This window comes from Priestia sp. BR_2, from assembly GCF_041954005.1.
Taxonomy (GTDB): Bacteria; Bacillota; Bacilli; order Paenibacillales; family Paenibacillaceae; genus Paenibacillus_AQ; species Paenibacillus_AQ lautus_A.
Window position 1 is genome coordinate 114015 of the sequence record NZ_JAVFHM010000185.1, and the last position, 20130, is coordinate 134144.

Here is a 20130-nt window from a genome sequence, read left to right on the forward strand (position 1 = left end):
ACATACTACATCCGATTTACCAAGCTACATATAAGGGGGGCATCTCTAGATGTTACGACAAATGAAATCTTGGACAAGAAATCGTGGACTTAACCAAAATAATAAGATCGCTGGAAGAACAGCAAAATGGTTTACCATTACAGCCGTGGCACTCGGACTGACTTTTGCCGGAGGCGGGCTGCAAGCACATGCAAGCTCCGTGCATGTTGCCAAGAACGGCGATACGTTCTATTTCTTGTCCAAACAGTACGGCGTTAATATGGACAAGCTGATGAAAGCTAACCCAACAATAAAGGCAACGAATATTTACCAGGGGCTCAAAATCAACATACCAGGGACGGTATCGATGAACTCGGCGGCATCCGCGGCGCCAATCGCTCCAGGAAACTCCGGTTTCACGCCAAGCTTGAATGTTATCCCGCAGAATAACGTAGTCGAAGCATGGGGCAAGACGTTTAATTACAGCAAAACTTTATCCGTTAAAGCTACTGCGTATTCCTCTGCTGCAAGCGAGAATGGCGGTTGGGGCGCGGTTGACTATTTCGGGAATTCCCTTAAACTTGGCACCATCGCCGTTGATCCCAAGGTAATTCCGCTCGGTACCAAGGTCCTTGTAACAGGACATGAGCATCCAGGATTGCCTAAAAAGGCATTTGTGGCAGAAGCACGTGATATCGGCGGAGCCATAAAAGGGAATAAGATTGATATCTTCATCCCAGGCTCCCAATCATCCGTAAATCAATTCGGCATCCAGGATATCAAATTGTTCATTATCGATTAATTCATATATCATGATGACTCGTAAAGACGGCTTCACTGGTCAACTTCCAGTCAGCCGTCTTTTTGGCGTTCATGCAGGCTCTATCGCGATTCCGGCACGTTTAACATATCCGGAAGCGTCACGAAGCTGTACCCTTTGTTTCGCAGTTCCGTTATGATGTCCGGGAGCGCATCGATGGTACCGGTAAGATCGGATCCCACGCCGCCGCCGGCATGCTGGAGAACGATCGATCCCGGGCCGACCGCAGTCATAATATTACTCTTGACCTCTTCCTTCTGCAGTCCTTTCCAATCGAGGGAATCGACATTCCAATTCACGACCTTGTACCCGTTTTTGCGCGCCCATTGGAGCTGCTCTTCATTAATATCGCCATAAGGCGGTCGGATCAGCCGCGGGTCGACTCCGGTCAGCGACTTCAAAATCGTGTTGGTACGCTCAATTTGGCTTTTGAATTTCTCCAGGCTCAGCTTGTTCAGTTGGGCGTGATTGTAAGAGTGATTGCCAATAGCATGTCCTTCTTCATGAATGCGTTTCATGAGCTCAGGGTGTTTCTTGGCACGTTCTCCTACTGCAAAAAAGGTGGCCTTCACCTGCTGTTCCTTCAGCACATCGAGTACTTTTCCGGTAAATCGGGGATCCGGTACATCATCAAAGGTAAGCGCCACCTGTTTGACCCGTGGTCCGCTTGCGCGAAACGTGTCCGGGTATTTCCTCAGCAATTGGCTTAAAGACGGCGCGTCGTCTGATGGTTTGCTCTGATTTCGCTTCGAATGATCCATGACTTGGCCGGACTCCGACATGACGGAAGCATCCTGAGGTTGTGGTGACAGATTATGTAAACCGGACGCGTTTGCCGGGATGCCCGGCACAACGAAAAAGAATGAAAGGATCCACAGCAGGCAGATTCCTGCGCGGCATCTTTTGAACATCACGATCGGCCCCTTTAGCTTTTTAGTATGGTATGCCCAGTTGGACAAACAATTATCCTCAATATGGGAATTCGACGGTTTTTAGTTTTCCCTCGGAAAGGTGTATAATAACCCCTAACAGATTTTATTACATCTTAATCATTTGGATGTGGAAGGAGATAATCGCTTGGCTGACTTGTTTACACCCTACAATTTCAAGAATTTGACCCTCAAGAACCGCATTGTTATGCCACCGATGTGTCAATATTCCGTAAAGGCCGGGGACGGGATTCCGAATGATTGGCATTTTGTGCATTACGTCAGCCGTGCCGTGGGAGGCACTGGCTTAATTATTGTGGAAATGACAGGCGTTCACCCGGACGGACGCATAACCAATCAGGATACCGGGATCTGGGACGACAATCAAATTCCTGCCTATCGCCGCATTGTCGAAGCCGTGCATTCTTATGGAACCAAGATTGGTATCCAGCTCGGCCATGCCGGCCGAAAGGCGCAGGATGCCGAGCCGTCGGTAGCCCCGTCGGCAATCCCGTTCAGTTCCCATTACAAAATGCCGAAGGCACTCTCCACTGCCGAAGTGGAAGATCTCATACAGGCCTTCAGGGAAGGAGCTCGCCGGGCTGTTGAAGCCGGATTCGATACGGTTGAGATTCATGGCGCGCATGGTTACCTGATCCATCAGTTTCATTCGCCGCTGACGAATCAACGCAGTGACGAATATGGCCAAGACCTCCCCCTGTTCGGCGAACGGGTTGTCCAGGCCGTTAAGGAAGTGCTGCCCGAAGGCATGCCGATCATCATGAGGGTGTCTGCAAAAGAATATGTGGACGGCGGTTATGATGTGGAGTACTGTGCGGAAATCTGCAAACGATACCGGGATGCCGGGGTCGATATTTTTCATATCTCCTCCGGAGGAGAAGGGGTCGTCGGTTCCAATGGCGGTCCGGAAGCGAAGCCGGGTTATCAGGTCGATCTGGCTGCGGAGTTCAAACAACTGCTGAAGGTCCCAGTGATTGCAGTAGGGCTGCTTGATGATTACAATGTCGCCCAAGAGGTGGTTTTGTCGGGCAAGGCAGATATGGTAGCGATTGGAAGGGGCATGCTGCGGGATCCGTACTGGGCGGTTCATGCTGCCAAAGCGCTAGATGAAGAACAGAAAGTACCGAAGCAGTATGAACGTGGATATTAAAAATCAGTGCGTGTTCAAAATTCAGATTTCAGCACCGATAAGGTGATCCCAAGATGACTTTTAACAACCACTAAAAAATTTTGAAACCGTTTGGGATCATGCAACGTAAACATTTAACATATACCAGTATTTTAAAGCGAAAGCGAGAGGAAGAGAACGATGTCCATATTTAAAAGATTGCGTGACTTGACCATGTCCAATATTAACGCCATTATCGACAAGGCTGAAGACCCGATCAAGATGACGGACCAGTACATCCGCGATATGACCGAAGACCTTGAGGATGCCGAGAAGGCGGTAGCTTCCCAAATCGCCATCGAGAAACGCTTCAAAGCCCTTTATGAAGAGCAAGCTGCTCTCGTGGAAAAACGCACGCAGCAGGCTCATACGGCAGCGCAGGCGCAAAACGTTGAACTTGCCCGTCGTGCGCTGGAAGAGAAGAAGGCAGCTGAAGCCAAGCGCGAAGAGTACAAAGCAAGCTACGATCAGAACAAGCTGGCAGCCGACAACCTGCGCGGCAAGCTGGAGGAAATGCGCAAGCAGCTTACAGCCATGAAGAACAAGCGCGAGACGCTGGTTGCCCGTTATAATGCGGCTAAAGCGCAAACCGAGATCAACAAAGCAATGAACGGTTTCGGGTCTGACACGGCTTCGGCCGGGTTGAAGCGGATGGAAGAAAAGATGCTGGCCATGGAAGCGCGTGCCGAAGCAAGCAACGAAATGTCGACGCGCGAGAAATCCCTCGATGAAGAGTTCGAGAACCTCGGCAAGGACAAAGCCGTTGAGGATGAGCTTGCAGCCTTGATGAAGCAATACGAGAACAAGTAATCCGGGTCTGGTGGTCTGACAGGTAAATAGTATCGATGGCGAGGGAGACGCAGCAGGGCTGAATACTACTGTGCTTCTCCTTCGCTTTTGTTTGATACCGGATATATACGGGACTACCCCTTTAAGGTTGTCTATCTTCAATTTGAAGCAGTCTGATCAGGGCAAGTTGATATGTATGTTGAATGTGTGGAGGCTTAGAGATGGATTTTGATATGATCTTGCGTGTATTGCTTTGGACGGCGGTCGGCGGGCTGCTGTTGTTTGTCTTGATGTTCGTGGATTCCCTGTTCACGAAATATAACGATCTTGAAGAAGTGAAAGCGGGTAACATGGCGGTAACCACAAGGCTGATCCTCAAGCTGGTCGCCCAAGGGTATATTTTATCCGTGTCGATCGGAACGTCCTATCACCTGCTGGAGGCGATTGTGGTATCGGTCGTTTCGTTTATCATATTGTTTGTTCTCGAAGCGTTGACAGAGCTCATGCTGCGCAATTTTGGCAAGCTGAACCTGGATAAGGGAACCCGCGAGGGCAAAACCGGTTACGGTTTGTTTGCAGGATCGCTGCATGTGGTTGGAGCGTTAATTATTACCGCTTGCTTATAGAACGCATAATGGAGATAGGGGATTAGGAAAGATGAGTATGTGGAAAAGAATCAGCAATTTATTTAGCAAGCCCGAGCCGCCAAAGGTAGAGAAGAGCATGCTGCAGCTGGCTCCGGGCGATATTTGCGAAGTGTCTCTGGTTACTTACGAAGTCACGGGCCGCGTGCACAATCGAGGCCGCAACGCGGTCGTCCTGACGCTTCAGGATGGCAGCACCATTGCTTATCTTCACATCGAAGAACGCGAGACGGTTCAATATGCACTCTACGCGCCCATCGATGGACGCCTGGATTCGCCGGATGAGGTGCCGTCCATCATCGATCTGGACGATCATGTGTTTCATTTGGAAGAGGAATACGGTGGACATGTTTCGATATCCGGCCGTACCGCGTTTATGCAAAGCGGGGAGCAGCACGTATGGCAGTACCAATCCGATGATTACAAGCTGCTGCGAATCGAATGGCAGAATGGACGGTTTATGCTCTATGAAGGTGAGAAAGTGATACCGGGGGACGTAAGGGTTATCCGGGCGACTTAGGAGTGGTGGCATGAAGGAACGCTCTTTTTTATCTGTAAAAATCATACTGGTACTGAGTCTGTTCGTATCTTTATTAAGCGGATGCGGAGCGCCGAATATCAAGGACACATATCCGCTGGAGTCCGTCAATCGGGACGGAAATGCAACATCCTACGTGTATCGGGCAGCTGATAAAAGCGTTCCCGAAGTGGCGAGCGAGCTCATGGCGGCCAATACGCCGGATCAATCTTCTCCTGAGGATACGGAGCGGATGTTCTTGGTCTATGGCGATGAGTATTACCATTTGCAGCAGGATCCCCAGAAGCCGGCCGATACGCTGATCGAAATCGATTCCAAGGAATATGTTCAGCGCAATTACGATTCCAGTTTCCTGCAGGGATACTTGACCGCCGTCCTTATTGGGAATTTGTTTGATTCGATGGGCGGCGGGGGCTATCGCGGCTATACCAGCAAAGATGTGTATAAACCGGCTCAAGGGAACTATAAAAAGCCGACAAGCCAAGATAAGAAGATCGCTCCGCCGTTGACGGTTGACCGGAGCGGGAAAATTACGCGGCGCGGTCAGGATACGGTCGTCGGCACGGGCGGAAGCCTGTTCAGACGGAATCCGGATTCGAGCGGTGACCGCGGCTCGATCAAACGCGGCGAAAGCGGCGGAAGTTTGTTCGATTCGCCGAAGAAATCGTACAAGAAGCCCAAGACCCGGATCGGATCCGGAAAGATTTCCCGAAGGGGCCGAAGGTAAAACAATTACGTTTCATGCGCATGGTCTAAGGGCCATGCGTTTTTTAATGTTTCGAAACGAAAATATACAACCGTCTGATACGTACATGCGATTTCTTGGAGATCAGCCGCTCGGTTTGAAGATTGCTCAGAATGTAGTACAGTAAGATTATCAGTCTGGGATATAGTCAGAAAGCGAGGAATGCGTTGTGAAAGATCATGAACCGATATCGCCCAAGAAACCAAACCATAAATTCGATCGGCGTGCACTACAGGTATCAGACGCGCAAGCGTTAGCAACTTCTTATGCGGATCGCGGCCAGGAGGAGCTCATTCGGCTGCAGGACAGCGATGGCCGGGTGCTTGCATCCGATGTCGTCGCTCCCCACCCGTTCCCGGCTTTTGCCCGTTCGGGCATGGACGGTTATGCGGTGTCGTCAGCGGATTTGGCGCCATGCGATCAGGGCGAAAAGGTTTGGCTTGAGGTCGTCGACCATATCCCGTGCGGATATGTCTCCTCCGTGCCGATCGTACAAGGCAAGGCTTCCCGTATCATGACGGGCGCCCAGGTGCCCGAAGGCGCAGACGCTGTCGTGATGCTTGAAGCGACGGAGCTTCGCGTGGAGGATAGCGTAACCTATGTAGGCTTTAAGCGTTCCATCGAGAAGGGAAAGAATATTACCCCTCTCGGGTTCGAACTCCAGGAAGGCGATATGATTCTCCGCCGAGGGACTCGCATCGGGCCGGGAGAGATTTCGGTTCTGGCTACGTTTGGCATTCATAAGGTTGGAGTGTATCGTCAGCCGGTCGTGGGAATCTTCTCGACGGGCACCGAGCTGCTCGACATAACCGAGCCGCTTGAGCCCGGTAAAATCCGTAACAGCAACACCTATATGCTTGCATCGCAAATTCGGGAAGCGGGCGGCGTTCCGGTGATCATGGAGGCCATTCCCGATCATATCGAGCTTGCCCGTCAGAAGGTGGAGGAAGCGCTCCGGGATTATGACATCGTGGTTACGACAGGCGGCGTCTCCGTAGGCGATTACGATATTATGGGAGAGCTGGTGACATCCGGCGGATTGGACATGCTGTTTAATAAAGTCACGATGCGTCCGGGCAGCGTGACAACCGCGGCGGTGAAGGAGGGGAAGCTGCTCTTCGCGCTCTCCGGTAATCCGGGGGCATGCTTTGTCGGATTTCTGTTGTTTGTCAGACCTTCGATTCGAAAAATGCTGGGCATGGAGCAGTTGTATTTAACCGAATGGACAGCCGAGCTGGGTTCGGATTATGCAAAGGTGAATAATTTTACCCGTTTTGTCAGGGGCAGCCTCCAAGCGGTAAACGGCAAACTTGTAGCCACGCCCGCCGCCCTGGATGAATCGAGTGTCATGATCACGATCAAGGACAGCGACTGTTTGATTGTTATACCGCCAGAGCTTAGAGGAGCGGTTAAAGGCCAAGCCGTGCAGGTGCTCGTTCTTCCAGGGGTTTGGTCATGAAAGTCTTCCAGTTCTGCGGGTATAAGAACAGCGGCAAAACCACGCTCATTGCGTCTCTGATTCCGCAATTGAAACGACAGGGCATCAGGATAGCCGTCATCAAGCATGATGGGCATGGCTTTGATATGGACCGCGAAGGGACGGATACTTACAAATTCCGCGAGGCCGGAGCCGAGGGGATTGCCATTGCCTCGCCGGGCCGGACGGCCATGCTGAGGGAAACGGAGCTGGACCTCGATACGTTGATACATATGTACACTGATTATGACATGGTGCTGGTCGAAGGGTATAAGATGATGCCTCACCCAAAATTGGTGCTGCTGCGGGGAATGGAGGACAGGGGGCTGCTGGATCAGGTCGAGGAGATCCGGGGAATCGTCGTGAATCCCGACATGCTAAAGGAACCGCCCGGCCTGCAGGAGATTCAGCATCGGCTGGCGGTTCCCTTGTTTACTTGGAATGAGACGGAGCGGATCGCGTCGCTTATACTATCACTGTAAAAAACATAATTACTCGTCGGAACGCCGCTCAATCGCCTCGGACATCGTTTTGTCCGTCAAATGGGCATACACTTCGGTCGTTTCGGTGGAAGCGTGCCCCAATTGTTCTTTCGTTTTATATATGTCATTTTGAAGATAGTAATCCGTTGCAAACGAGTGCCGCAGCTTGTGCACGGTCAGGGACGGCTTGCCAAAACGCTTGGCGTATTTGATGATCATTGCCTGAATCGCCCGTTTCGTCATGCGCTGTCCTTCATTCTGGCCGTTTCGCAGCGCGACGAAGAGAGCCTTTTCTTTTTTCGGCACCTTGTAGCGGGTCTGCCGCAGCTGCAGATAATGCTCGAGATCGTCTTTGGCCTGCGCCCGGAAGTAGACCGGGGTTTTAAAGGTTTCATCGTTATTGCCCTTACGATACACATGCAGCATTTTATTGTTCAGGTCGATGTCTGCAAGATTCAAGTTGACCACTTCGGATACGCGAAGACCCGAGTTTAGAATAAGGCTGGCAATGCAGGCATCTCGGACTTTGTTCTGTTCATGCGCGTATAGAGCCTGTTTGTTATTCTCCACATCGTGCCCGTATCCTTCGTGAATGTAAGTGATGAAATCCTGAAGCTCTTCTTCTTCCAGTATTTTTCCTTTCAACTTGGCAGCCGTATCTTTGGGCTTGTGAATCCGTTTGATCTCCACTTTGGCCATGATGTTGCGTTTAAGGAGCGGGTAAAAATCCTCATCCTCCGCAATCTGGCTTAAATAATGGAACAGAGAGCGAAGCGATGACAGCTTGCGGGAAACCGTAATTCGGGAGTTGGTGCCTTCCCGGCGCGTGGTCAAATATAATCGGTAACCTGTGATGCTGTCCATGCGAAGGGTCTCCAGCTCAAGCAGCGTCACGTCTCGGTTAGAGGCGGCTTGTGACAGCCCTTCCGACCGGAGCCAATTAAAAAACGTTTCATAGTCCCTTACATATTCGAGCAGGGTGGAGGGGGAGAGATCCGGAAGTTTGTAGTCGATAAATTGCTGCACAAACCAAGGCATGGCCGGCGCTTTCTCATCGAGTCGTGCGCGGTCGATATCTTTTTGTATATTCATGTTCCACCTCGAATGATTGTCTTTATAGCGATAATCGCTGTCATTATATACTAGTGTAACATATGGAAAGTCCGTCGTGCTTAATGCCTCACACGATCGTCTCCTCGATCCGATGGCGCTTGTGTTTCAACATAGACGGATACTATGATGAAGATGGGAAGCATTTGATATGATAGTGAAATGCCTAGGGAGGCGGCAGCATGATTTCAGAACGAGCGGAGCGCATGGGAATTGAGCTGGTTCCCAAACGGAAGCAAGCCGTTATCGTAAACTTGATGCAACTGTACTTGTACGATTTTACTAAATACCTGGATATCTCGGTGAACGATCAAGGATTGTTTTTACCCTATCCCGATCTCGATGAGTTCTGGAAAAAGCGGGAACGGAAATATCCGTTTCTGATTACGTTTGATCAACGGCCGGCCGGTTTTGCCTTGATCGAGCGTATGGACAACGCCGCGGAAGCCGACTATTACATGACGGAATTTTTCGTTATGCAAAAATACAGACGTACGGGATTGGGGACTTGGGCGGCGACCTGGCTGTTCGATCATTTCCAGGGACGCTGGAAGGTGACGCAGGTCAGCAGCAATATACCGGCCCAGGCTTTCTGGCGAAAAGTCATCGAGTCCTATACGGGCGGGCGTTATGAGGAATACGTGGACCCGGTTCGTTTAAATCCGTCTCAATATTTCAATTCCTAGTAAGTCAGCATGAAATCAACTTTTGACGTGTTTCAACTGAATACCTGAGCTGTTTGCATATCTATAACTTGGAGGGATTCGAATGTATTTGCCCAGCTTTAATCTGGAAGGAAAAAAAGCCTTTGTAACAGGAGCGGGGCGGGGAATCGGGCGCGCGATAGCCGTAGGCTTGGCGGAGGCCGGATGCGACGTTGGCCTGATGTCCCGAACCCGAAGCGATCTGGAGGAGACCGCGGGTCTGATTGCCGGCTTGAAGAAAGGTCAAGCCTATGTGTTGCCGGGCGATCTGACGATTCGGGAAGAGATGGAGGCGGCGATCCGCGAATTTGTGGACCAGGCGGGGCAAATCGATATATTGGTGAACAATGCCGGCATGAACATTCGTACGCCGGCGCTTGAAGTGACCGATGACGAATGGGAATTAATCGTTCAGACCAATTTGAAATCGGCATTTGTCGCATCTCAAACCGCTGCCCGTTATATGAAGGAGCAGGGGAATGGAAGAATCATCAACATTTCTTCCGTAGGCGGCCATACCGCCCTACGCACGGGCGTTGTCTATGGATCGACCAAGGCTGCTCTAATCCATATGACCAAGGTGCTGGCGATGGAGTGGGCGCAGTATGGAATCCAGGTCAACGCCGTCGGTCCTTGGTATTTCCGGACGCCGCTGACCGAGAAGCTGCTGAATGACGACACTTACATGCAGGCTATCCTGGACCGGACGCCGCTAAAACGCGTAGGAAGCCTGGAAGAAGTGGTGGGTCCCGTCGTTTTCCTGGCTTCCGAAGCCGCCAATTACATGACCGGGCAGACGCTGCTGGTTGACGGCGGGCTTAGCATTTATGGATTTTGATACGGGATTCTTTTCATGGATGCAGGTGCTTGAATCCTTTGGCAATTGTATCGGAACAAGGCTTTCAAGATTATCCATAACGGGTAATGTAGAATGGTAATCATAGGGAGGAGAGTGAAGGACGATGGAACGTAGAGCATTTGGGCGGACGGATATGCAGGTCAGTGTATTGGGATTCGGCGGTGCCGAGATCGGACAGTCGGATCAGAAGACGGTGGACCGGCTGCTGCACAGCGCGATTGACGCAGGCCTTAACATGATTGATACCGCGGAATGTTACGGCCACAGCGAGGAATTGATCGGCAAAGCGCTGTCGGGCCGCAGAGATGATTATTACCTGTTTACGAAATGCGGGCACGCCTCCGGACTGGACTACCCGGATTGGGATCCGGTGATGCTTGAGCAAAGCATTGACCGGAGCTTGAAACGGCTGCAGGTGGACCACGTTGATGTCATACACCTTCACAGCTGCTCTGAGGAAATTCTACGGCAGGGCGCCGTGATCGAGGTGCTGAAAAAAGCAAAAGAGCAGGGGAAAACGCGGTATATCGGCTACAGCGGCGATTCGACGGATGCACTGTACGCCCTTCAAACCGGGGCATTCGACAGCTTTGAAACTTCGCTGAACATTGCGGACCAGGAGGCGATCGACCTCACGATTCCCCTTGCCATGAAGCAGGGAATAGGGGTTATTGCCAAACGTCCCGTAGCCAACGTAGCCTGGAAGCATGAAACATTAAGCGAACGGGACTATGCCTATCCTTACTGGGTTCGGCTCGGCGAGCTGAACTACGATTTCCTCTCTGACGTTCAGCAAGGCGTTGAGACGGCATTACGGTTCACCCTGAGCACGCCGGGCATTGCGACGGCCATCGTGGGTACGGCAAATCCCGACCGTTGGGGGCAAAATGCCGCACTGCTCGAGAAAGGGAAATTGCCGGAGGAGGTTTACGAATCCATCCGCGGCCGCTGGAGAGAGGTTGCCGGATCCGACTGGGTAGGTAAAGTGTAGATCGCGGCTTGCTTAGAACCTGAGATTCAGACCGAATAGAGTAAGAGGTTGATGCGCCTTAAATACCGTCTTGGTATCCCGGAAGAGCTTGTCAAGATTTCTTGACAAGCTCTTTTGCCGTGATGAGAGCGCGGATGCCGCGTTTCGGCAGATCGATACCGATAAAGTGGAATGATGTTTCCGGGGAGGGCCGGCCATGCGAATGGCGGGTCTTTTTTTGTTGAATAAGAGAGCATGAGCGTTTCGATGGTGAATAATTATATTAATTCAACATATGAAAAATTCATAATAGAGAAATACCAACCACTTACGTTACTCTTGCCGCTCCGATGTTCCCGCTTAACTATGCCTTAACCTAACACAATGATATGGCCTAAAAAAAGAGCTAGGGTGCGAAGAAAAGTTGACATGGAAATATTTCCCCCTGCTAAAGATGAATGTCCCCCTTTGAAAGCAATAGGGCTTGGAATAAAATTCTGGTAGACAGCAAGTGTTTGCATCAGGTTCTGAAAACATACTTAGGGGGATTAGAAATGAAAAGGACTTCCATGTTACTCATGAGTGTCATGCTGCTGCTCTCCATGTTCCTCGCAGCCTGCGGAAACAGCGGTGGCACCAACACTCCTGCAGCTGAAGGAGAAACGCCGAAGACGGAAACAACTCCGCCGGCGGAAGAGAAGAAGGATGAAGCCGCTCCGGTTTCGCTTCGCGTGTTCTCGACCTTCGGAGGAACCGACGCAGCTCGCGAAGCCTTCCAAGCCGCGTTGGATGAATTCACGAAAGAGCATCCAAACGTAAAGATTGATAATGACACCATGTCAGCAAATGATGACGGTTTCAGAACGAAAGTCAACACCGATATGAACAGCGGCAACGAGCCAGACCTGTTGTTCTACTTCATCGGGGCTGACGCAGAAGGGTTCGTCAATGCCGGAAAAGTCGTGCCGCTGAACGAAATTCTCGACGCTGACGCTGACTGGAAGAACGGATTCATTCCGGATGCGCTTGAGCTTGCCAAGCAGAAAGACGGCAACATTTACGCTGCACCTTTGACCGGCTTCTACGAAGGCTTGTTCGTTAACAAAAAAATCTTCGAAGAAAACGGTCTGGAGCTCCCAACCGATTGGGCGAAGCTGACCACGGCCGTTAAGGCATTGTCCGAAAAAGGCATCATTCCTTTGTCCGTACCGTTTGACCAATCGCACTACCTGATCGAGCATACCATTTTGTCTGCGGCTGGTCCTGAAGGACAAAATAAAGGCCTGCTCGATGGCATCGATCCAAACTGGGAAAAAGCTTATGCCGCTATGAAAGAATTGTATGATCTTGGCGCATTCCCTAAAGATGCCGCAACGATCGACCTGAGTATGTCCGGCAACTATTACAGCGAAGGCCTGGCAGCCATGACCGTCGAAGGATCCTGGGCCATCGGCGGCTGGAGCGACGATACTCGTGACAATTCCACGGTTGTGCCATTCCCGACGGTTCCTGGCGGCGTGGGCAGCGGCAATGATATCGTAGGCGGATTCGGTTCCGGCTTCTACCTCTCCAAAGCCACCTATGACGATACAGCCAAGAAAGAAACAGCCATCGCTTTGCTGAAACACCTGACTTCCCCGGCGTCCATTCAAAAAATCGCTTCGGCTAACGGCGGTACACCTGCTGCTGACGTTGAAGTGACCGGATTGCCGCAAGTCGCACTCGACGGCTTCGCTATGGCAGCAAAAGCAGCCTCCATCAGCGCACCGGTTGACAGTAAAGTTTCGCAAGAAACGTTCGGTAACCTTCGTGCCAGCGTTCAGCCTGTAGTGGAAGGCAAGAAAACTCCTACTCAAGCGATCGAAGAAGCGAAGAAAACCGAGGATGCCAACAAAAAATAGTTGTTATCAGAAACGGTAGAAATAAAAGTGACGTACGCCGCCCCTCTGCTTTCATTCGGGCGGCGTAGTCATTTCGGCATGGACGATGAAGAAAAATAAACATCAAGGGTGATTAATATGAAGGGTGATCGCAAGTACATTGTGCTGTTTTTATTACCCGCAGCGGCCATCATGACAATCTTTCTATATTATCCGTTCTTCAAGAGTTTGTATCTCAGCTTTTATCGCACAAGCGGCTTTTTCGACAAAAAGTTTGTGGGCTGGGCTAACTATGAGAGACTCGTTACGGATAAGCTGCTTGGCGCTGCAACGCTGCACACGCTGGAAATTATGCTCTATGTTATCGTGTTCCAGGTGGGAATTGCGCTAGTGCTGGCCGTCCTGGTAGATAACATATCCAAGCTGAAAGGGTTCTATCGAACCGTATTCTTCTTCCCGGTGGTTATATCCGGTACGGCTATATCTTTGTTGTTTGTGCTCTTCTACAACTACAACTTCGGTTTGCTGAACAACTTGCTGGCGAATTTCAACATCGAGAAGGTATTGTGGCTGGATGCGAAAAATGCGCTTAAAGCGGTATCGATCCCAACGGTATGGCATTATGTGGGCTTTTATTTCGTTCTGTTCTTGACCGCCATGTCCAAAATACCTTCGGATTATTATGAAGCTGCAAAATTGGAAGGAATCACGGGCCTCAAAAAAACAACGATGCTTACAATTCCGCTTATCATGAGTGACATCAAGGTCGTCATTACCCTTGCCATTACAGGTACGTTGAAGGTGTTCGAGTTCATCTGGGTCATCACGAGCGGCCAGAACGGAACCGAGGTGCTGGGGACGTACATGTACAAAAAGGCCATGGTGGACCAGAACTTTGGTTACGGATCGGCGGTTGCGATATACATGGTGGTCTTTGGCGTGCTGCTTGCGTTGATAGCCAACCGTTTGTTGAAAAGAGACGAGATTACATACTAAGCATTATAGGGGTGTACTGTTATGGAGCCAACCATCGTCGTTGAACACAAAACTCAGCGCGTTAGGAAGCATCGGTTTAGTCTAGGCACCACGTTGATGTACGTGATTTTGACAGCGTGGTCCTTAACGACCATCTATCCGTTATTCTGGATCGTGAACAACTCGTTCAAAGTATCCCGCGATGTGATGAATAATTCCTTTGGCATCGCCTGGGAACCGGTGTTTGTTAACTATCAGAACGCATTTGACCGCATTAATATCGGAAGAAGTTATATCAATAGTTTGGTGATGTCCTTCAGCACCGTATTCTTGGTATTATTGCTTGGAGGATTAGCTGCTTACGTGTTGTCCAGGTTCAACTTTCGAGGAAAGCGAACCATCTATTCCATTTTGTATGCGACGCTGCTGATTCCTGCGTTTGCAACCGTGGTTCCGGTATATGAGCTGCTTATCAAAACCAGTCTGGTCAATACATACTGGGGTTTGATCTTTCCCCAAACGGCAGGCAATCTGACGTTTGCGACCTTGGTTATTGCCGGTTACATGGCAACCATACCGAAAGAGCTTGAAGAAGCGGCATTCATGGACGGCTGCAACCGATGGCAGATGTTTGTGAAGATCTTCGTTCCGATCTCTCAGCCCGTATTCGCGTCGGCAAGCATCTTCGTGTTTATGTGGTCGTATAACGATTTGTTCTCGGCATTGATTTTTGTGAACAAAGAGAATGTCCGTCCAATCGTTGCCTTGCTCAATGAGATCAGCTCGCAATACGGAACGGACTTTGGTCTGATGGCGACGGCAGTATCATTGACGGTTATTCCGGTTCTGATTGTATATCTGTTTATCTCGAAATTTATCCAGAAAGGCCTGACCGAGGGAGCCGTCAAAGGTTAAGGAAACGGCGAACTCAACGAATAGGCAAGTCAAGAGGGGACATGAAGTCGCCTGTTTGACTTGCCTATTCGTTGTTAGGTTTCATTCGAGTATTAAACTGCAGCGAGCGCGATCGGTCAATTATGGCGAGGTGAGATTATACTCGATCAAGCGGGAGAAGCCGTCTTCTCCATGGCCGGCCTGGATTGCTTTTCGGGCAATTGCTTTTGCTGCGATTAAGACGCTGCTATCAATTCCATGATGTTCGGCAGCGTGGATGATATGCTCCATGCTCGTTACATTCGAGATCAGGTTGGAACTGTCCCCAGGGTAAACACCCCGATCCGCATCATGCGCCATATAGGTCATGATATCCGGCATAATGCGAATGATATTGTGCGCATAAGGGGCGATGTCTTCCGCAGCGATGTTCTCCGCCCGTGCAATGGCCAGCGCGTGCACATAACCGCTCATGGCTGTCCAGAACACATCTAGCAGCGCCACGTCATATGCCGCTGCACGACCCGGATCCTCGCCCAGGAACGAAGCGGTTCCGCCCAGGCTGGCGAGTATACGATGATGGCTGCGATAAACGTCTTCTGGCCCGCTGTACAAAATGACGGCCGAAGGCTCCCCAATCGTAGGTATCGGCGTCATGATGGCGCCATCGATGTAGTCAATTCCGTTGCGGTAAGCCCATTCCGCCATTTCCCGCGCACGTTCAGGTACGTCGGCTGTCAGGTTTATAAGCGTTTTTCCTTTCAATGCACTTGTCTCAGAAGACAGAACGGCGTTCACCGCATCATAGTTGAGTACGCAGATGATAATAAGCTGACTGGCAAGCACCGCATCCTTAACGGACGGAGCCAGCACGGCACCTTGCTTTACCAGCGAGTCAGCCTTTGCCGATGTCCGGTTCCAGACCGTTGTGGAATGGCCGCTCCTGATAAATGCACCGGCCAGGGCTTGCCCCATGGGTCCGAGCCCCAGCACCGTTACGGCGGTTTGACTGCCGTTTGCCGGCGTTTGCCGAGTTTCGGATTCGAGCATTTGTTCTTGATGTTGTTTCGATGGTTTCATTGTATACCTCCTTAAGGATTAGCTTCGAATACAGTGTAGACCTTGACACTAATGACAAGGTCAACGATTTTTTACAACCCTAGCGGAGAGAATAATATTTCAACATATGAAAAATTCATAAAAGTACTAGTAACACGTTCTACCATCAGTGGAGCATGCTTACGGCTGAATCCGAACTTATTGACAAACGAAAGAGGAAAAAGCATTGAAACTAACTAAAATAAAGTTGTTGACAATAACATAGTTCAATGTTAATTTGTATATACAAATGAGAGGTGGCTGGATATGAACATCGATGATTCCATTTTAAGCTCGTGCCTGTTTTTTACGTCAAATCGGTTTGCACGTTCCATGACCAAGATGGCGGAGGATGCATTTGCAAAAGCCGGCTTATCCCCAACGTACTCCTATGTGCTGGTGGTGATCCATCAATATCCCGGAATTACGCAGAAAGAGCTTAGCGATAAATTGTCGATTGCTCCATCCACAAGCACCCGATTCATTGATAAGCTGGAGGAGAAACTTCTGGTAAAGCGCAAATCCGAATGGAAGGAAACGCATATTTTCTTGACGGACGAGGGGATGGCGTTATACCGGGAGCTGAACCAATATTTTGAAAAGTTATACGGAGAGTATGTCACCCTCTTGGGGAAGGAGCATAGCGAACAGTTAGCGAAACTTCTCCATGAATCCAGCGAATTGCTGAAAAGGGGAATGTAGCCTCTGTCTTTTTCACCACTCATTTGTACATACAATTGATAAAGGAGAGATTCGAAATGCAGATTGGTATTATCGGTGCGACAGGGAAAGCGGGAAATCTGATTCTCAAGGAGGCACAAGCACGCGGTCATGAAGTAACGGCGATCGTGCGTAATGCATCCAAAATCTCCGATTCCAGCATAAACATTTTGGAGAAGAACGTGCTGGATCTGACCAGCGCCGATCTTCAGCGGTTCGACGTTGTCGTGAATGCATTTGGCGCGGCGCCTGGACAGGAGACTCAATATGTGGAAGTAGGCCGGGTGCTGATACAAGCATTAAAAGGCACGGATACCAGACTGTTTGTTGTCGGAGGAGCCGGCAGCTTGTTTGTGGACGAAGCCAAAACGCTTCGACTTTTAGAAACGCCCGATTTTCCGAAGGAATATTATCCGACGGCATTTCATGCCGGCGAGAATTTGAAGGACCTGGAACAAACTACGGATGTAACATGGACGTATCTTAGTCCGGCAGCGTTCTTTAATCCGGAAGGTCGGCGGACAGGGAGTTATCAGGAGGGCAAAGATCAAGTCATTGGCAACGCTAGCGGTAAAAGCTACGTCAGCTATGCCGATTACGTCATCGCGGTGCTCGATGAGCTTGAGCAGCCCAAACATCTCAACGAGCGCTATACGGTCGTTTCCGAGGCTTAACAGGCCCGGACATGCGGCCTTCATAATAGATCTTTGAATAAGCTGGTTTCTTAACTGAAATCAGCTTATTTCTTTTTTTATTATGTTATTTCAACATATGAAAAATTCACAATAGAAAACACCTCAAGCGATATCTAGCTACATCCTCTTAAATGCAGCCCGACCACTTACAAAGCAGCCATGATATAGGTTTAAACAAGGAAAAACCCCATTACGATAGCGCAATTCAGGCATCTATAAGTATTAGATAAGATGAGTCAAAACAACCTGCAAACAACGGATATTGCATGCAAGTTGTTTTGAACGGTGCTTCTGTTGGCTGTCCTTGTTGTTATCCGTCTGATTCACAAGAAACGAATATTGATATCGCGCATGCGGCCGGGAGACATTTTCGGCATCTTAATTTGAAGCGTAGGCTGTCTATAGGTCGCAACGGATTGCGCAGGCAGGATGGGGACGGGTAAAGATATGGTTTGGTGTTGTTCTTTTGGCAAGCCGTTGATTTTGATCTGCGTCCGGTTCAGCTGAATCCATAAATTTTCCGGATGGATGCGTTTAGGCACATAACATTTCACGATCAGAAAGTTATGAGTATCTAACGTTTCATAGCGAAGCGAATGCGGGTCGGGAAGAATTTCATTTCCGCCAGTCGCTTTTCGTATCGTATCCTTTACATAATCCTCAATGATCGTCGGATCCAGCTGATAATCTTCATTGAGATGATTCAGATCCTTAAATGGAAAGGAATTGTTGTTAAAGAAAGAGTCCTGTGTCAACCAGTCCGGCTTTTTGGATCTTGAGCTCACGATAATCCCTCCTACGTTCTTTGTTCCAGTGTATGGGCGAAGGAATGTTATAGTGACATCTGGGCATCCGACCACATAGAATAAATCCAAGCGGACGATTTTGAACAAAGAGGTGGAATTGTGGTTTCAATTATCGGCAATATGAAAATCGTAAACGTGGGCCCCAGTTCTACGGTACTAGTTGGAAATACAGGAGTAATCGATTTAAACAGCACGACAAAAGCTTATTCCGGCGCCAACTCGTTCACCACCGGAGACAGTATTGGTACGAATATAACTAATAACCAAGCCAACAGCACGAATACATTCGATCCAGACCTCATTGATTCGCCTAATGCTTAATTAAGGTTGTGAGCCCCAGTGAATCTAACGGTACATCAATGCATTAATATACAGCAGCTTCGGGTTGACGCGGTGACCAATTCCTCGGTGCTTCAGATTGGAACCGCAGGTGAGATCCGCGCATTATCCAATATATATAACACGGGCGGTTTTACGGGCCCTGCTCCGGAGTTCGAGCCTCCGAATAATATGGCCCCCCTGGTTCCGTTACCTGCGCCGATTGAAGATCTATATCGGCCAGAATGAGGCTCATATCATACGCATACAATCATTAGGGAGCGGGGGGAGATGCTATGTATCAATACCATATCCAGCAATTGTTCCATTGCCTTCAATCCCAGACGGAGCAGCTTAACAGAATGGAACAAATGCTAAAGGAAATACGTAATGAAATAAATCAATTACAGCAGGGCAATCAAAAGTCGACGGATCACGTCGAATATAATTTTGATTTATTGAAAATCGAAAAATTGGAAGGAACCTTAAACATTGGACTGACACCCTCAGATGGGAAGTCTCTGGGGGATATCACCGTCAATGGCCAGCCGGCAGAACAATTACAGGCGGTAGCTGCCGGAAGGGATCTTTACTCAAACATACATCAGCAGGTATCAAGCCACTTGGAACATGCAGTGCCGGCGCGACTCGAGCAAATGAATCCCCAGTCCAATCACGAACTTGGAGATCAATATGCTTCGGTGATGATAGAAGATATCCGAAAACAACTCGGAGATCGCATCAACGTTTACTTACAGCAATACCACTCGAACAGTACCGCGATAAATCCAGGTGATATTGAGCAAATGATCGCTAATCAAATGAAAAAAGAAATCGATACGGCAGTCGAGCATCATCTTCATAATTTGCGACAAGGAAAGAGGAATACGAATGAAAATGACGGTCATCAATAAAGAGCTCCGGGTTGGTTCGATCCGTATTACGGCGATCTCCAGCTCATCCGTGCTGTTGATCGGAGATACCCGGGTCATTAATAGTAGTTCCATCTACGACACTCCTTCCGAATCCCTGCAGATCACCCCGCTCGTTCCGTTATCACCGGCTACGGCACCATGAAGCGCCATGTACTCGTTGATAACGTATATATCATCAATATCTCTAATAGTTCGGCGTGCATCTGCGGCGAATCGGGACATATCGATGCCTATACCCGGGCATTGGCGATTCAACGTCAAGTTCCGGTTTTTTTTGAGGACGAAGGCAATTATGAGGACTATCCGATTTTTTCGAGATCCATACCTGCATGGCAGCTTCCGTCAGATGTAGACTTAGACGTTATACATGACCATAAAACGATTCATGTGGGATGCCTGGACGTGATATCGACAGCGTCTGCATCGGTTGTGCAGGTAGGTTCGAACGATACGATGGAATTAGAATCAAGGGTGAAGGCGATCAGGCACTTTATTACGGATGCGTCCCAAGAATTAAAGGATTATAAAGGCGTCATTGTCAGAATGAGCCCACGCTAGTGTGCGGCAAAAACAG

General features: G+C 49.5%; 25 protein-coding genes. 21 read left to right on the forward strand and 4 right to left on the reverse strand.

What is annotated here, in order from left to right; translation table 11 throughout:
- Positions 1–49: 49 nt before the first annotated feature.
- Positions 50–781, forward strand: a complete 732-nt coding sequence (locus RB298_RS09885; protein WP_277748633.1) for a 3D domain-containing protein — start codon at positions 50–52, stop codon at positions 779–781.
- Positions 782–861: 80 nt separating this feature from the next.
- Here RB298_RS09885 and RB298_RS09890 read toward each other — a convergent pair whose 3' ends face one another.
- A complete protein-coding gene (locus tag RB298_RS09890) occupies positions 862–1710 on the reverse strand; it encodes a polysaccharide deacetylase family protein (protein WP_096773411.1) in 849 nt (282 codons plus the stop codon).
- Between the two features lie 166 nt (positions 1711–1876).
- Here RB298_RS09890 and RB298_RS09895 point away from each other — a divergent pair, with 166 nt between their 5' ends.
- The 7 genes from RB298_RS09895 to mobB all read left to right on the forward strand — a co-directional run bounded on the left by RB298_RS09895 (position 1877) and on the right by mobB (position 7592).
- Positions 1877–2899, forward strand: coding sequence for an NADH:flavin oxidoreductase/NADH oxidase (locus RB298_RS09895; protein WP_036665360.1), 1023 nt, complete (start codon positions 1877–1879; stop codon positions 2897–2899).
- A gap of 159 nt (positions 2900–3058) precedes the next feature.
- The gene (locus tag RB298_RS09900) at positions 3059–3727 is read left to right on the forward strand and encodes a PspA/IM30 family protein (RefSeq protein WP_486046977.1); all 669 of its coding nucleotides are present in this window, start codon (positions 3059–3061) and stop codon (positions 3725–3727) included.
- Positions 3728–3927: 200 nt separating this feature from the next.
- The gene (locus tag RB298_RS09905) at positions 3928–4332 is read left to right on the forward strand and encodes a DUF350 domain-containing protein (RefSeq protein ID WP_009589371.1); all 405 of its coding nucleotides are present in this window, start codon (positions 3928–3930) and stop codon (positions 4330–4332) included.
- A gap of 31 nt (positions 4333–4363) precedes the next feature.
- The gene (locus RB298_RS09910) at positions 4364–4870 is read left to right on the forward strand and encodes a DUF4178 domain-containing protein (RefSeq protein WP_009589430.1); all 507 of its coding nucleotides are present in this window, start codon (positions 4364–4366) and stop codon (positions 4868–4870) included.
- 10 nt (positions 4871–4880) lie between these two features.
- Entirely contained in the window at positions 4881–5615 is a 735-nt protein-coding gene (locus tag RB298_RS09915; protein WP_486046978.1) for a DUF4247 domain-containing protein, read from the forward strand.
- A gap of 187 nt (positions 5616–5802) precedes the next feature.
- Complete coding sequence (locus RB298_RS09920; RefSeq protein ID WP_486046979.1) at positions 5803–7092, forward strand: molybdopterin molybdotransferase MoeA; 1290 nt, start codon at positions 5803–5805, stop codon at positions 7090–7092.
- Positions 7089–7592 (forward strand): molybdopterin-guanine dinucleotide biosynthesis protein B, encoded by a 504-nt coding sequence (gene mobB, locus RB298_RS09925; protein WP_192572324.1) that lies wholly within the window; start codon positions 7089–7091, stop codon positions 7590–7592. The genes RB298_RS09920 and mobB overlap by 4 nt, the downstream gene beginning before the upstream one ends.
- Positions 7593–7601: 9 nt before the next feature.
- Here the strand turns inward: mobB and xerS are convergent, their stop codons facing one another.
- Positions 7602–8684, reverse strand: a complete 1083-nt coding sequence (xerS, locus tag RB298_RS09930; protein ID WP_015734723.1) for a tyrosine recombinase XerS — start codon at positions 8682–8684, stop codon at positions 7602–7604.
- Between the two features lie 200 nt (positions 8685–8884).
- Here xerS and RB298_RS09935 point away from each other — a divergent pair, with 200 nt between their 5' ends.
- From RB298_RS09935 to RB298_RS09960, 6 genes are all read left to right on the forward strand, one after another.
- Positions 8885–9388: a GNAT family N-acetyltransferase gene (locus tag RB298_RS09935; protein WP_213577947.1), complete on the forward strand. Its 504-nt coding sequence runs from the start codon at positions 8885–8887 to the stop codon at positions 9386–9388.
- Between the two features lie 82 nt (positions 9389–9470).
- Positions 9471–10244: an SDR family NAD(P)-dependent oxidoreductase gene (locus tag RB298_RS09940; RefSeq protein WP_096773415.1), complete on the forward strand. Its 774-nt coding sequence runs from the start codon at positions 9471–9473 to the stop codon at positions 10242–10244.
- A 124-nt stretch (positions 10245–10368) separates the two neighbouring features.
- Positions 10369–11256: an aldo/keto reductase gene (locus RB298_RS09945; protein WP_192572321.1), complete on the forward strand. Its 888-nt coding sequence runs from the start codon at positions 10369–10371 to the stop codon at positions 11254–11256.
- Between the two features lie 533 nt (positions 11257–11789).
- Positions 11790–13136, forward strand: a complete 1347-nt coding sequence (locus tag RB298_RS09950) for an ABC transporter substrate-binding protein (RefSeq protein WP_486046980.1) — start codon at positions 11790–11792, stop codon at positions 13134–13136.
- Positions 13137–13253: 117 nt separating this feature from the next.
- Positions 13254–14111 carry a carbohydrate ABC transporter permease gene (locus tag RB298_RS09955; RefSeq protein ID WP_009589479.1) on the forward strand — a complete coding sequence of 286 codons (858 nt, stop codon included), beginning with the start codon at positions 13254–13256 and terminating at the stop codon, positions 14109–14111.
- Between the two features lie 21 nt (positions 14112–14132).
- Positions 14133–15005, forward strand: coding sequence for a carbohydrate ABC transporter permease (locus RB298_RS09960; protein WP_486046981.1), 873 nt, complete (start codon positions 14133–14135; stop codon positions 15003–15005).
- A 120-nt stretch (positions 15006–15125) separates the two neighbouring features.
- On the opposite strand, the gene RB298_RS09965 is transcribed toward RB298_RS09960, so the two are convergent.
- Complete coding sequence (locus RB298_RS09965) at positions 15126–16064, reverse strand: NAD(P)-dependent oxidoreductase (protein WP_375119514.1); 939 nt, start codon at positions 16062–16064, stop codon at positions 15126–15128.
- 285 nt (positions 16065–16349) lie between these two features.
- On the opposite strand from RB298_RS09965, the gene RB298_RS09970 reads away from it, so the two are divergent.
- Both RB298_RS09970 and RB298_RS09975 read left to right on the forward strand, forming a co-directional pair.
- Positions 16350–16784, forward strand: coding sequence for a MarR family winged helix-turn-helix transcriptional regulator (locus RB298_RS09970; RefSeq protein WP_096773420.1), 435 nt, complete (start codon positions 16350–16352; stop codon positions 16782–16784).
- A gap of 56 nt (positions 16785–16840) precedes the next feature.
- Positions 16841–17476 carry an NAD(P)-dependent oxidoreductase gene (locus RB298_RS09975; protein WP_096773421.1) on the forward strand — a complete coding sequence of 212 codons (636 nt, stop codon included), beginning with the start codon at positions 16841–16843 and terminating at the stop codon, positions 17474–17476.
- Positions 17477–17820: 344 nt separating this feature from the next.
- On the opposite strand, the gene RB298_RS09980 is transcribed toward RB298_RS09975, so the two are convergent.
- Positions 17821–18282 (reverse strand): Hsp20/alpha crystallin family protein, encoded by a 462-nt coding sequence (locus RB298_RS09980; RefSeq protein WP_486046982.1) that lies wholly within the window; start codon positions 18280–18282, stop codon positions 17821–17823.
- Positions 18283–18402: 120 nt separating this feature from the next.
- Between RB298_RS09980 and RB298_RS09985 the strand changes: the two genes are divergently transcribed.
- From RB298_RS09985 to RB298_RS10005, 5 genes are read left to right on the forward strand one after another with little or no spacing between them, the layout of a single operon-like run.
- The gene (locus RB298_RS09985) at positions 18403–18624 is read left to right on the forward strand and encodes a spore germination protein (RefSeq protein WP_009589476.1); all 222 of its coding nucleotides are present in this window, start codon (positions 18403–18405) and stop codon (positions 18622–18624) included.
- Positions 18625–18642: 18 nt separating this feature from the next.
- A complete protein-coding gene (locus RB298_RS09990; RefSeq protein WP_096773422.1) occupies positions 18643–18870 on the forward strand; it encodes a spore germination protein GerPB in 228 nt (75 codons plus the stop codon).
- 47 nt (positions 18871–18917) lie between these two features.
- Positions 18918–19535 carry a spore germination protein GerPC gene (gene gerPC, locus RB298_RS09995; protein WP_486046983.1) on the forward strand — a complete coding sequence of 206 codons (618 nt, stop codon included), beginning with the start codon at positions 18918–18920 and terminating at the stop codon, positions 19533–19535.
- Positions 19513–19698, forward strand: coding sequence for a hypothetical protein (locus RB298_RS10000; RefSeq protein WP_015734741.1), 186 nt, complete (start codon positions 19513–19515; stop codon positions 19696–19698). The genes gerPC and RB298_RS10000 overlap by 23 nt, the downstream gene beginning before the upstream one ends.
- On the forward strand, positions 19695–20114 hold the full coding sequence (locus tag RB298_RS10005) for a spore germination protein GerPE (RefSeq protein ID WP_375119517.1): 420 nt from the start codon (positions 19695–19697) through the stop codon (positions 20112–20114). Before RB298_RS10000 ends, RB298_RS10005 begins: the two co-directional genes overlap by 4 nt.
- The last annotated feature ends 16 nt before the right edge of the window (positions 20115–20130 follow it).